Source organism: Vagococcus sp. CY52-2, from assembly GCF_022655055.1.
In the GTDB taxonomy this organism is placed as follows: domain Bacteria; phylum Bacillota; class Bacilli; order Lactobacillales; family Vagococcaceae; genus Vagococcus.
The window spans coordinates 669453-683590 of the sequence record NZ_CP093384.1 but is presented as its reverse complement, the minus strand read 5'-3'; the positions used below and the strand labels follow the sequence as shown (position 1 = coordinate 683590).

The 14138-nt window shown below is 33.6% G+C and carries 11 protein-coding genes; 3 read left to right on the top strand and 8 right to left on the bottom strand.

The annotated features are described in order from the left end of the window. Window position 1 precedes the first annotated feature (1 nt). Window positions 2-2002, bottom strand: a complete 2001-nt coding sequence (gene uvrB, locus MN187_RS03455; protein WP_242094300.1) for an excinuclease ABC subunit UvrB — start codon at window positions 2000-2002, stop codon at window positions 2-4. Between the two features lie 150 nt (window positions 2003-2152). Between uvrB and MN187_RS03450 the strand changes: the two genes are divergently transcribed. After that, window positions 2153-3487: a C1 family peptidase gene (locus MN187_RS03450; RefSeq protein WP_242094298.1), complete on the top strand. Its 1335-nt coding sequence runs from the start codon at window positions 2153-2155 to the stop codon at window positions 3485-3487. A 46-nt stretch (window positions 3488-3533) separates the two neighbouring features. On the opposite strand, the gene MN187_RS03445 is transcribed toward MN187_RS03450, so the two are convergent. Together MN187_RS03445 and MN187_RS03440 are read right to left on the bottom strand one after the other, a co-directional pair. Continuing rightward, window positions 3534-4481 (bottom strand): LCP family glycopolymer transferase, encoded by a 948-nt coding sequence (locus MN187_RS03445; RefSeq protein WP_117973995.1) that lies wholly within the window; start codon window positions 4479-4481, stop codon window positions 3534-3536. 99 nt (window positions 4482-4580) lie between these two features. Beyond that, window positions 4581-5756 (bottom strand): MalY/PatB family protein, encoded by a 1176-nt coding sequence (locus MN187_RS03440; protein WP_117973993.1) that lies wholly within the window; start codon window positions 5754-5756, stop codon window positions 4581-4583. Between the two features lie 162 nt (window positions 5757-5918). Between MN187_RS03440 and MN187_RS03435 the strand changes: the two genes are divergently transcribed. Together MN187_RS03435 and feoB are read left to right on the top strand one after the other, a co-directional pair. Beyond that, window positions 5919-6155, top strand: coding sequence for a FeoA family protein (locus MN187_RS03435; RefSeq protein WP_241699627.1), 237 nt, complete (start codon window positions 5919-5921; stop codon window positions 6153-6155). Beyond that, window positions 6145-8058 (top strand): ferrous iron transport protein B, encoded by a 1914-nt coding sequence (feoB, locus tag MN187_RS03430; protein WP_242094296.1) that lies wholly within the window; start codon window positions 6145-6147, stop codon window positions 8056-8058. Before MN187_RS03435 ends, feoB begins: the two co-directional genes overlap by 11 nt. A gap of 42 nt (window positions 8059-8100) precedes the next feature. Here the strand turns inward: feoB and MN187_RS03425 are convergent, their stop codons facing one another. The 5 genes from MN187_RS03425 to MN187_RS03405 all read right to left on the bottom strand — a co-directional run bounded on the left by MN187_RS03425 (window position 8101) and on the right by MN187_RS03405 (window position 14122). Then, window positions 8101-8307 (bottom strand): heavy-metal-associated domain-containing protein, encoded by a 207-nt coding sequence (locus MN187_RS03425; RefSeq protein ID WP_242094294.1) that lies wholly within the window; start codon window positions 8305-8307, stop codon window positions 8101-8103. A 95-nt stretch (window positions 8308-8402) separates the two neighbouring features. Further along, on the bottom strand, window positions 8403-9701 hold the full coding sequence (asnS, locus tag MN187_RS03420; RefSeq protein ID WP_242094292.1) for an asparagine--tRNA ligase: 1299 nt from the start codon (window positions 9699-9701) through the stop codon (window positions 8403-8405). 21 nt (window positions 9702-9722) lie between these two features. Beyond that, complete coding sequence (locus MN187_RS03415; protein ID WP_242094290.1) at window positions 9723-10910, bottom strand: pyridoxal phosphate-dependent aminotransferase; 1188 nt, start codon at window positions 10908-10910, stop codon at window positions 9723-9725. Between the two features lie 13 nt (window positions 10911-10923). Beyond that, the gene (locus MN187_RS03410) at window positions 10924-11403 is read right to left on the bottom strand and encodes a cell wall elongation regulator TseB-like domain-containing protein (RefSeq protein WP_242094288.1); all 480 of its coding nucleotides are present in this window, start codon (window positions 11401-11403) and stop codon (window positions 10924-10926) included. A gap of 25 nt (window positions 11404-11428) precedes the next feature. Then, window positions 11429-14122, bottom strand: coding sequence for a helicase C-terminal domain-containing protein (locus tag MN187_RS03405; RefSeq protein ID WP_242094287.1), 2694 nt, complete (start codon window positions 14120-14122; stop codon window positions 11429-11431). Between the last annotated feature and the right edge of the window lie 16 nt (window positions 14123-14138).

Sequence of the window (14138 nt, the reverse complement as noted above, 5' to 3'; positions counted from 1 at the left end):
CCTATTTACTTGCTTTTAGTTCTAGCAACGTATCTCTCAATGTGGCAGCTTTTTCAAAATCAAGTGCCTTGGCAGCATCTTTCATTTGTAACTCAATATCAAGTAAAACAGCTTCTTTTCCATCTCTATCCATTGCATTGTATTGTTCTTTAATAGACACTGAATCAGCTGATTCATCTTCGCTTTCTTTTGTAATGCGAATCAAATCACGAATATCTTTCTTAATTGTTTTCGGTACAATACCATGTTCGGCATTATATTCTTCCTGAATAGTCCGACGACGACTTGTTTCTGACATCGCTCGCTCCATTGAGTCAGTAATCTTATCAGCATACATAATAACTTTACCGTCGGCGTTTCTTGCCGCTCGTCCGATGGTTTGGATAAGTGAGCGTTCACTACGTAAGAACCCTTCTTTATCAGCATCAAGTATGGCAACAAGTGACACTTCAGGAACATCTAATCCCTCACGCAATAAGTTAATCCCTATTAAAACATCAAACTCACCTAATCGTAAATCGCGAATAATTTCTGTTCTCTCAAGTGTTTTTATGTCACTATGTAAATATTTTACTTTAATTCCTAATTCTTTAAAGTAATCCGTTAAGTCCTCTGACATTTTTTTCGTTAACGTCGTAATAAAGACACGCTCATTTCGTTCAACATGTTCATATATTTCACCGACTAAATCATCAATTTGCCCCATGATTGGTCTTACTTCAATTACTGGATCAAGTAAGCCAGTTGGTCTAATAATTTGTTCCACAATGTCATCTGTTTGTTCCATTTCATACGGTCCAGGAGTAGCAGACACATACATAATTTGGTCCACTTTTTCTTCAAATTCTTCCAATCTAAGTGGTCGGTTATCTAACGCACTAGGTAATCTGAAACCATAATCCACTAACATTTGTTTTCTTGCTCTGTCCCCATTATACATGCCCCTAATTTGAGGCATCGTAACATGGGATTCATCTACCATTATCAAAAAATCATCAGGAAAAAAATCGAGTAAAGTGTAAGGTGCTTCTCCTTCTCGTCTTCCATCCATATGCCGAGAGTAATTTTCAATCCCTGAGCAATACCCCATCTCACGCATCATTTCAATATCATAATTAGTTCGCTGTTCTAATCGTTGGGCTTCTAATAATTTTTCTTCACTTCTAAGTTCTTTTAAGCGCCAATCTAATTCTTTTTGAATTTTAGCGATGGCTTCTTCTAAATGCTCTTCATTCGTCACAAAGTGAGTCGCGGGGAAAATCGCCACATGCTCTCTATCTCCAATAATTTCACCTGTTAAGGCATTAAACTCTCTAATGCGGTCAATCTCATCACCAAAAAATTCAATTCTTAAAGCAAAGTCATCTTTTGACGCTAGAAATATTTCCACAACATCACCGCGTACACGGAAACGTCCACGCTGAAAGTCAATGTCATTTCGTTCAAACTGAATATCAACTAAATGTCTAAGAAGTTGATCCCGTTCCATTTCCATCCCTTCACGTAATGACAAAACTTGATTTTGATATTCTCTAGGATCACCTAAGCCATAAATACAAGACACAGATGCCACAACAATCACGTCATTTCGCTCTAATAGGGAACTAGTCGCTGAATGGCGTAATTTATCTATCTCATCATTGACACTCGAGTCTTTTTCAATATATGTATCACTTGAAGGAACATAGGCTTCTGGTTGGTAGTAATCATAATAGCTCACAAAATACTCCACTGCATTATTTGGAAAAAACTCTTTAAACTCACTGTATAGTTGTCCAGCAAGTGTTTTGTTGTGTGCAATAATCAGGGTAGGTTTATTAACTTGCTGTATTACATTAGACATGGTGAACGTTTTACCAGATCCTGTTACCCCCATTAATATTTGAGCTTTTTCATTATTTTCTATATTCTTTACTAATTGCTTAATCGCTTCCGGTTGATCCCCAGCCGGTTCATATTTTGACACTAAATCAAAGGTATTGTTTGTTTGTCTATCAATCATGCTGAAACTCCTTTAGATTTACTTATTTCCTCAATTTTATCATACCGAACATACTTTCGCAAAACAGTTCGCTTTATAAAAAAATAATCGATTTAGTGTTATTTTAAAGAATGTTGGAGTAGAATAGAAACAAAAGAAAGGTGTGGTTACATGGTTAAATCTATTTCAAATGAACAAATCAAACATATGGAGCAAAAATACGTGGCTAATCGTGAGCATTTATTAAGCCAACGTGCAGTGATGAAAAATGGTATTTTAGCCTCATCAGAAAATCAAAAAGCAGTTGTTGAAAACAATCCCGTTTTCTCTATCGACTTAGATACAGGAAACGTGACAAATCAAAAACAAAGTGGTCGTTGTTGGATGTTTGCAGCCCTTAATACATTCAGACATGATGTCTTAAACAATCATCACATCAAAGACTTCGAATTATCTCAAAACTATACGTTTTTCTGGGATAAATTTGAAAAAGCAAATTACTTCTATGAAAATATTATCAAAACAAGCAACCAAGAATTAACAAGTCGTGAAGTAGCATTTTTACTAGCAACCCCTCAACAAGATGGTGGCCAATGGGATATGTTAGTAGCGATTATCCAAAAATATGGGATTGTGCCAAAAACAATCATGCCTGAAACAAAAAGTAGTTCAAGCAGTCGTGAGTTAAATACTTACTTAAATAAAAAATTAAGAAAAGATGCCTTAACATTAAGAACATTAATTGCTAATGGCGCCTCTGAATCAGAAGTTGAAACTCGTAAAATTGAGTTACTACAAGAAATCTATAATTTATTAAGTACCTCTCTAGGTACACCACCAACTGAATTTGATTATTCTTACTATGATAATGATGGTAACTATCACTTAGAACAAGGGCTAACTCCTACTTCTTTCTATGATAAATATATTGGAACTGATTTAAATGATTATGTCAGCATTATCAATGCCCCAACAAAAGACAAACCTTACAATCAAGTTTATACAGTTGATATGTTAGGAAACGTCGTTGGTGGTAAAGAAGTTCGTCACTTAAACGTTGATATTGAAACATTCAAAAACTTAGCTATCGCGCAATTAAAAGATGGCGAAAGTGTTTGGTTTGGTTGTGATGTTGGCCAATCGTCAACAAGAGATACTGGTATTATGGCAACTGATATTTATAGTGTACAAGATACATTAGATATTAATTATGATATGAGTAAAGCAGAACGTTTAGATTATGGTGAAAGTTTAATGACTCACGCAATGGTCTTAACAGGCGTAAACTTAATCAATGATAAACCAACTAAATGGAAAGTTGAAAATAGTTGGGGGGATAAAGTTGGAACAAAAGGTTATTTTGTCATGAGTGATGATTGGATGAGTGAATACACTTATCAAGTCGTTGTAAACAAAAAATACCTTTCTGATGACTTAAAAGAAGTCATTGAAAAAGATGATGTCACTGTTTTAGCTCCTTGGGATCCAATGGGAGCTCTTGCATAAAATAGAAAAAAGAGTTGACCACTTTTAAGCGGCTAACTCTTTTTTATTATTGTAATTGTGATTTAATTAAATTTTGTACACGAGCCAGTTCTGTTTCAGGAATTTCCTGATAAGAAATCCCATCAATCATCACTCCCTCACCTTGCAAGGTATCACTTTCGATGTGTTTAAAACTATCACGATATGTCATCGCAATCTCAAACATTTCATCCGGTTCTAAATCTGTTTTCATATTATTTTCTATTGCCGTTAATATTTCCTTATAACGTTTTACACCTGTAAAACCTAATGCCTTGTCAGCAATAGCTTCAATAACCTGTTGTTGTCGCACTTGTCTACCATAATCTCCATTTGGATCCTCATATCTCATCCGTGTATAAGCGAGTGCTTCTTTACCATTTAATTTGATTGGTCCTTTTTTAAAGGTCATACCATCTTGTTCAAATTCAAATTTGTTTGTTACCTCTACTCCATCAACTGCATTGACCAATTCTTCAAATCCCATCATGTTAATCCAAACATAATGATTTAAGTGCATATCTAATAAATGGTCGACAGTATCCATCGCCATTTTAGCTTGTCCATAAGCATAAGCATGAGCTATTTTTTCTACTGAATTATGTCCAACAATTTCAGCCCGTGTATCTCGTGGAATACTAATTAAAGTTGTTTTCTTTTCTTTAGGATTTACTGTTGCGACAAGCATCGTATCTGAACGTCCCACATCATTTCGTCCAAAATCACCAGTATCTAGTCCTAATAATAAAACAGAAAAAGGCTCTCCCTCTTGAATATTTTTATCATCGGATCTTCCTTCAACTGGTTCGCTTACCTTATTCGCCACGCCTTTTATATCAAAATAGGTTTTGGCCAATAAAATTCCTGATCCTACTATAACTAATAACAAAATTGTCACCAATACTATTATGGATTTTTTTAATTTACTTGACTTCTTTTTAACATTTTTTTTACGTCTACTTTGTTGATTACCCATCACACATCTCCTAAAAAACCAATTTTATAGCACTAATTTTACCATAATGATTATTAATCCTATCATTTTTTTAGGTTAACCTTAAATAATTTTTAAAGTCTATGAATTTTTTATTACTTTTTCTAGATTTTTTATAGCTAACTCAATATTTTTAGGATGTGTGGCTAAATTGATACGAATAAACGTCCCACTGTGTTTACCAAACCATTCACCGTAATCTATCGCTAATTTAGCTTTATCTTGGACAATTTCTTTCATTTTATCTTGTGTAACATAACAAGATAAATCAACCCATGATAAATATGTCCCCTGTTTTTCATATACAATCGCTTCTGGTAATAATTTCTTAAATAATTGAGTCATTAAATCAAAATTATCATCTATGGTTTGATTCAATTCATCTAGCCACTGTTCTCCAAAATCATAACTTGCTTGCGTAGCAATAACCCCCATCAAACTAGTTGGATTACTAATTCTCGTCTTGATAAATTCATCATATCTTACTCTTAAATCAGGTGATGGAATAAAAATATGCGAATGAAGTAAACTTGCTAAGTTAAATGATTTTGATGCAGCATTCACCACAATTAATTTATCAAAATCGACACCCTCTACCCCTAAATAACTAATAAATGTATGACCTTTTGCTACAAAATCTTGATGAATCTCATCAGAAATCAATAAGACTTCATATTTTTGACAAATATCAGATATTTTCTTTAATTCCTCAAGTGTCCACACACGTCCAACAGGATTATGCGGCGAACAAAAAATCAGTGCTTTGACGTTTTCTTTTTTTATCTTTTCTTCCATCTCTTCATAATTAATCTCATATCTACCCTGATTAATCACTAAGTCAGATACAACTAACTTGCGTTTATTATCCTTTACCACATCATAAAACGGGTAATATACTGGTGAACAAATCATGACAGCCTCTTGTTCTTTTGTAAAACATTGAATTAAGTAATGCAGTGAATTCACGACACCTGTCGTAAAACGTAACCACTCTTTTTTAACTTCAACATTGTGTTGGTTTTTTTGCCAAGATTTCACTGCTTGGTAATATGAATCAGGTACTACAGAATAACCAAAAACACCATGATTGATTCTTTCAATCATTTTATTTTGAACCTCTTCAGGAATTTTAAAATCCATATCTGCTACCCACAAAGGAAGTAATCCTTCACTTCCAAAGTGTTCTGTAACCCCGTCCCATTTTAATGAGTCTGTTTGATGACGATCCACATAATACTTATCATAAAAATTTGTCATGTCTTTTTTGCACTCCTTTTTTAATTAATATCTCATTCTATCATATATGACAATTAGTAAAAAAGGGGTTATTTTTACACAATGACAGAAAGGGTTGATTAAACTATAAATTAGGTTTAAAATAAAGATAAATTAGGCAAACCTAAAAAAGGAAGCGAAATGATGAAAACTTTATTAAATTTAAACCTTAATGACCAAGCTACTATCTCTCACATCTCTCACCCAGATGCAGATATGAAACAACGACTATATGACTTAGGTTTCTATCCTGGAACAACTGTCAAAAAAACACTTATCAGTCCAAAAAGTGATCCAATTGCTTACCGCTTGAGAGGAACAACTATTGCATTAAGAAATTCTGATGCACAATATGTGGAGGTGTCTAACGATGACAACTGAAGAAAAAGAGACCTTTGTTATTGAACGTAAAAAAGAATCGGATGTTGTGATTACATTAGCTGGAAACCCTAACGTGGGTAAGAGCTCAGTTTTTAACGAACTAACTGGACTAAGACAACACACTGGTAATTGGCCTGGAAAAACGGTTGATTTAGCCCAAGGACGAACTGAATTTGAGGGACAAGGATTCATATTAGTCGATTTACCCGGTACCTATTCCCTATCAGCTCACTCAGTAGAAGAAGAAGTCGCACGAGATTTCATTCAATCAAATGAGTCTCAAGCTACTATCGTCGTCTGTGATGCAACAAGTCTAGAGCGAAATCTAAATCTAGTATTGCAAATCATGCAGCTGACACCAAACGTTATTGTGTGTGTCAATTTACTAGATGAAGCCAAAAAGAAAAAAATCCATATTAATTTAGAAAAATTACAAGAATTACTTGGTGTACCAGTCGTGGGAACATCTGCTGTAAAAAAACAAGGTCTTGATACCTTAATGGAAAAAACAAAAGGTGTGATCAATGGAGACATTACATCAAATCCATTTATGATGGAAGCTTTGCGACAAATCCATGTTGATAAAGAAACTGAAACACTAGCCATTATGGATAGAGCAAGTGTTATTGCAAAAGAAGTCACAATATTTGAAGATAAAAATTTCGATCTAAAAGACCAAAAATTAGATAAACTTCTCACACAAAAAAGTACTGGTATTCCTATTATGATTTTATTATTAATGCTTATCTTTTGGTTTACGATTGAAGGAGCGGATGGTCCTTCAGATTTTCTAGCCGATAATTTTGACAAAGTTGGCAATTGGCTTATGGCTATTACAACGAGTTGGGGTGTCCCACATATTATTCGTGATGTGTTGATTAATGGCGTGTATAAAGTTCTATCAACCGTTGTTGCAGTAATGTTGCCACCTATGGCTATTTTCTTTCCATTGTTCACGTTATTAGAAGATTTTGGTTACTTACCTCGTGTTGCATTTAATTTAGACAAACATTTCCAAAAAGCCGGAGCCTGTGGGAAACAAGCATTAACCATGTGTATGGGATTTGGTTGTAACGCAGCTGGGGTTGTTGGGGCTAGAATCATTGATTCTCCTAGAGAAAGACTTATTGCCATTATTACGAATAACTTTGTACCATGTAACGGCAGGTTTCCTATTTTGATTACAGTTATCACCGTCTTCTTTACTGGAGGAGCAGTTGGACTCCTTGGATCAATTAAATCAGCAGCGTTTTTAACTGGGGTTATTTTACTTGGTGTGTTTACCACTATTTTTGTCTCACGTTTATTATCAAAAACTGTTTTAGAGGGGATTCCATCATCTTTTACATTGGAACTCCCCCCATATCGAAAACCACAAGTGGGGCAAGTGATTGTGCGTTCGATTTTTGACAGAACACTCTTTGTATTGTGGCGTGCCATTATTGTCGCTGCCCCAGCAGGGCTAGTGATTTGGGTATTAGCTAATGTTTCAATTGGTGATCAATCCATTTTACAGAGTGTGACCGGATTTATCGATCCATTTGCTCGACTTATGGGATTAGATGGTACTATTTTAATGGCTTTTATATTAGGACTACCTGCTAATGAAATTGTTATTCCTATTATGATTATGGGTTACATGGCAACTGGTACCATTACAGACTTTAGCTCACTGGATCAATTCAGACAACTATTATTAAGTAATGGGTGGACTTGGTTAACAGCTATGAATGTCATTTTATTTACTCTTTATCATTGGCCGTGTTCTACCACCCTACTGACAATTTATAAAGAAACAAAAAGTAAAAAATGGACGTTCGCTTCATTTATTATTCCAACCATCATCGGTGTTGGTATTACGATGTTGACAACCGCTATTGCACATCTCTTTCACTTAGTTTAAAAAACAAAAAATTCGACTGATTATTCAGCCGAATTTTTTTATTTAAAAGTTTGGTATGTAACCTAAATCTTCAATTTTATCTGCTATATCTTTAATAGCTATTTTTGATTCATCATAGACTACGTCTGCTTCTTTATTTTCTAAAGACACATCAACATCATTTACACCATCAAGTTCTGACAAGCCTTTTTCAATACGAGCAGAACAATGACCACAGTTCATACCTTCAATTGCTATTTTCTGTTTCATGTTACTCACCTCTTCTAATTAGTTAATGTAAGAGTATGTCTTTTTTTATCTGTTGTCAAACAAAAAAGCCCCTTTAAAAAGGGACTTTTTACTCTCTATGGGTAAATACGGTGTAATAAACGTGGGAATGGACTTGCTTCACGAACGTGATCAATACCACATATCCAAGTAACAGTTCTTTCTAATCCTAGACCAAAGCCAGAATGAGGAACTGCACCATATTTTTGTAAGTCTAAATACCATTCATAATCTTTACGATCTAAACCATCTTTTTCAATTTCCGCTAGTAAGTAGTCGTAACCGATGGCACGTTCACTACCACCAATAATTTCTCCATAACCTTCTGGCGCGATTAAATCGGCACGAATCACCACGTCATCTCTTGTTGGATGTGGTTTCATATAGAATGGACTCATTGATTTTGGATAGTTTAAAATGAAGACTGGTTTTTCAAAATAGTTGGCGATAAATGTTTCATGTGGAGAACCAAAGTCATCTCCCCAAGTAATATCTTCAAATCCATTTTGTTGTAATAATTCCACTGCTTCATCATAAGAAATACGTGGGAATGGTAATTCTGTGTATTTTCTTAATAAGTCTTTATCACGTTCTAACACGTCTAAAGCATAGTCACAGTTTTCTAATACTTTTTCAATCATGAATGCGACATACTGCTCTTGAATTTCTAAACTTCCTTCTTGATCAACAAATGCCATTTCAGGTTCCATCATCCAGAACTCAGTTAAATGACGACGAGTTTTTGATTTTTCAGCACGGAATGTTGGTCCAAAAGAAAATACTTTTCCAAAAGCCATTGCAGCAGCTTCAAGATATAACTGACCTGTTTGTGATAAGTACGCTGGAGAACCAAAATAATCTGTTTCAAATAATTCAGTCGTACCTTCTGGTGCACTACTTGTTAAAATAGGTGGATCAATTTTGATAAATCCACGGTCATTAAAGAATTCGTATGTTGCACGAATCAATTCATTTCTCACTTGCATAATGGCATGTTGTTTTGATGAACGTAACCATAAATGACGATGATCCATTAAAAAGTCAGTTCCGTGTTCTTTTGGTGTAATTGGGTAATCATGGCTCTCACCAACCACTTCAATTGTTTGAACCCCAATTTCATAACCAAATTTTGAACGAGTATCTTCTCTGATTTCACCAGTGATGATGACAGATGTTTCTTGATTTAAGCTTTTTGCTAATTCAAATGTTTCGTCGCCTACTTCATTTTTTACTACAACACCTTGAAAATAAGCTGAACCATCTCTAAGTTGTAGGAAGGCAATTTTACCACTTGAGCGTTTATTGGCTACCCAAGCACCTATTTTAACAACTTCCCCAACATGTTTTTTCGAATCAATAATGTTTATTGTTTCCACTTTAGCACCCCACTAATGATATTAAATTCGTTTACTATCAATGAATTTGTTTATTTGACTGATTGCTTGTGTCAAAGTATCCATATCTGTTGCATAACTAATGCGCACATGATGACTTGTGCCAAATGCTTCACCTGTTACAACGGCGACATGCTTTTCTTCTAGTAAGTCATTTACCCATGTTGTCACATTATCATACCCACACATAGCCATTGTATCTTTGATATTAAGATATAAATAAAATGCGCCTTGTGGTTTTTCCACCTTCACACCTGGTATTGCCTGAATTAATGGAAAAATATCGTTTAATCGTTGTTCAAACGTTTGACGCATTGATTCCACAATATCTTGGCTGCCACTCAACGCTTCAATGGCAGCATATTGGCTCACAGTTGCAGGATTGCCTGTTGATTGTGACATCACTTTAGACACTTGAGACACAATCTCTGGTTGACATAGAGCGTATCCAATACGCCAACCTGTCATAGAATAGGTTTTAGATACCCCATTAACCACAATTGTTTGTTGTTTAATCGCATCAGACAAACTCACTATTGATGTAAATACATTACCATTATAAACTAATTTAGCATAAATATCATCGGCAATTATATAAATGTTATTTGAAACTGCCCAATTACCAATTTCAAACAGCTCTTTAGCTGTATAGACAGTACCTGTTGGATTAGAAGGTGTATTTAAAATTAGCACACGGGATTTATCTGTTCGTGCTCTTTCTAATTCTTCCACTGTTACACGGTAGTGGTTTTCCTCTGTTGTTTCAACAAATACATTTTTTCCATCTGCTAGTTCTACTTGCGCACTATAACTTACCCAATAAGGTGTTGGAATAATAACCTCGTCACCTGGGTTTAATAAGGTTTGAAATAGGGCATATAAAACATATTTTGCCCCATTTCCAATGAATACCTCATTTGTCTGATATTCCACGCCATAATCAATACGAGTCCGTTCAATAATAGCTTTTTTTAATTCAATTAAACCAGTTGCAGGTGTATAAAAACTTGATGAACCATCTTCAATTGACTTTATGGCTGCTTGTTGAACCGACTTAGGCGTAGAAAAATCTGGCTCCCCAATAGTCAAATTTAATACATCTACACCCTTATCTTTTAACGCTTTTGCTTTTGCTGCTGCTTGTAATGTTGCTGATTCTTTCAAATTTTTTACTTTTTTAGAGAACCCCATTTTTTTCATCTCCTTAAATTTTTAGTGTATCTTCTTTAATTTCTCCTGAGTAAAAATCAACTAAATAATACACTAAATGGCCGTTTTTACTAGTCGCTGTTATTTCCCATACAGGTTTATCATCAACTAACCCCAGTGATACTTTTTTGATTTTTTTTGTTTCATTCTTTTTCAAAACAGCCTTGATGGCATCATCTTGTGTGACTCCTTTGTTAGCATATATCACAAATGCTTCCTTTCCATTTTCAGGTATCATCACAATTTTTTCTTCATTATTGTTGTCTCTTCCCACAATGCTAAAGGTATTTTCTTGTCTTGTAAACCAATAAAACTCATCAATCTTATCAATATGGCCTAAATTTTTGGCAATCGTCACTGCTTGTTTTTTGGTTGAACGATAAGTTGACGTTGAACGATAAAGAATCGCACTTATTATTACAGTAATCGCAATAAGAGTTATCGTCAAATGTTTTAACAATTTATTTTCACGCATATACTCTCTCCTTTAGGTTATTTTACTAACTTTTATTTTTTAAAAACTGCTTACTATTATCAACTAGTTCAGGTAATGTTACCGGTAAAATATCTAATTCTTTTGGTAAATAGGAGCACAAAATGTTACTATATCTACTATTTATTAATCGATCATCAAGTAATACTAAAATTCCTTTATCTGTTGGACTTCTTAACAATCTTCCTACTCCTTGACGTAACTTAATCCCAGCTTGCGGAATAGCATCCTCATAAAAAGGATTAACTCCTTGTTGTTCTAAGTAATGATATCTAGCTTGAACAATCGGTCTATTAGGTGGTTCAAACGGTAGTTTGGTCATGACCACAATATCTATTGACTGTTTACTAAAATCCATGCCTTCCCAAAAGCTATTAGCACCTAAAATAATGCACTTATTTCCTTGGTTAATCTTCTTTAAAATTTTTTCTTTCGTACCAGAAATTCCCTGAGCCAGAATTAATACTTCACCTTGATTAAAATAATCTATTAAATATTGATAGGTTTTTTCAAGTAAGTTGTGCGAGGTAAATAAAACTAACATCGTTTGTTCATGTGTGTTATACAACTTTTTAACAACTTTATAAATTTGTTTAGAAAACTCTTTTGTTGAAGATAAATTAGAATAATTAACCTCTTTTATCAAGTACAACCTAGCTTGATTTTTATAATCAAAAATAGTTGGTAATGTCTTCTTAGCTACATTATTTAATCCTAATTTATTTTCTAAAAATGATGACTCATTATCTAACTGTAGGCTACCACTTGTATAAATAATTTTTTTAGCTTGATGATACCAGTTATATTGTTGAATGGATAAATTTTCAAAGTTAACCATCGATAAAACTAAATGCGATTTTTTACGATATGCCCACTTCACAAAATCATCATCATAATCATAAAAAAATTGGTTAAACCATTCAGATATTTCAATGACTCTATTTAAAGTATTAAAAAAATCTTTTTCAATTAGAGTAGAACCCACTTGACTCTTTTCTAATATATCTTTTTTCAAATGTGATAACTCTCTCAATAATACTTTAATCTGTTGAATACTTCGTTTAACCATTGGCACTTGTTGAAGAAATGTCAATAACTCAACCATCACTTCTTCTCTCACCTGATGTAATCTATAGTAATTAAAAAAACATTCCTCTAACCAATCTAGAGATTCCCTCAATTCTTGACTAATATTTCCAATCATAAGCCCTTGTCTTTCCCATAAAACATTAAACTTAGACAAATCACTAGATAGTTCAATTAGATGATTTAATTCATAACCAAATTGAGAAAATGATAATTTTTTAGTAGACAAATTTTCTATTAAAGCAGGTAATTGATGTGCTTCATCTACCACAACTAATTCAAATTCAGGTAAAAATGGCTCTTTTTTTTGGCTATCTGCAAATAAAAAAGCATGATTAACAATGATAAAATCAGCAAATCGACATCTATCATTTAAATAATTAAAAAAGTCTTCCTCATAAAATAAAGAGGAATCCAATAATTCCATTTTACCTGTATGTTGAACATGTTGATAAAATATATTATTTTTACTAACATTTACTTCATCCAAATCACCAGTCGTTGTTTCAAGAAGCCAAACTAATACAGCCATTTGACAGATAGCATATGTTTTTTGAGGTACTGGATTATCTAATGTTTGCTTAAATGACTCTAAACTAATATAGTGTGAAGCACTTTTCACAACAACGCCGTATTTAGACATACCTGTTAACTTATTTAACAGTGGGATATCTTGATAAACTATTTGATTTTGTAACATAATAGTAGATGTTGAAATTAAGACTTGTTTAGAGCTATTAACAAAAGATAAAGGATATAGGTAACCCATTGTCTTGCCTGTTCCAGTTTCAGCTTCTATAAAGAAATCCTTTTCTTGGCTTTCTTTTGCTAAAAATTGATAAATATCCTCGGACATCTCTTTTTGATTTGCTCTCAAAACATCTAATGCACTACCAAATGTTTCATTTGTACAACGAACATTATAACGATAATCATAATTTTTTTTCTTTAAAACAAGACCATCTATCATCATAAGATGATTCTCTTTTTTTGATTCTTTTTTTCGTGTCTCATCCAATATCATTTGAAATAGATCATGATTATTAACACCTAGTTCTTTAGATAACTGAGTTAATTTTTCTAATGTCATTTCAGGTAGCCCTCTTAATTTATCAATCATTTTGATAAATCCTTGAGCTGTTACATAAGCATCACTTAGTGCTTGATGAGGATTAGCATGATCTAATGCCATTTCAGATGCCATGTCACTTACCCTAAAACCATTAGAGGTTGGATATAATACTTGAAATATCTCAACAGTATCTAAACAAGGGCTTTTTAAAGGTTCAATATCAGCCCTCACTAATTCACTATTTAAAAAATTAAAATCAAAAAACACATTGTGCGCTACAAACACGCAGCCATCAAGAAGTTGTCTTATTGTATAAGCCACATCTTCAAAATAAGGCTCGTTTGCCACATCTTTATTTGAAATACCAGTTAATTCAGTGATATGTTTTGGTATTGAGCGTAGTGGATTAATATCAATCGACATTTGATTTACAATTTTCTGATTTTCAACAATTACACAGGCAAATTGAATAATTTTATCCATTTCTTGATTGGTACCAGTTGTTTCAATATCTACAACGGCAAATAAACTTGATGCTTCCATTACCCCAATCCTCTCT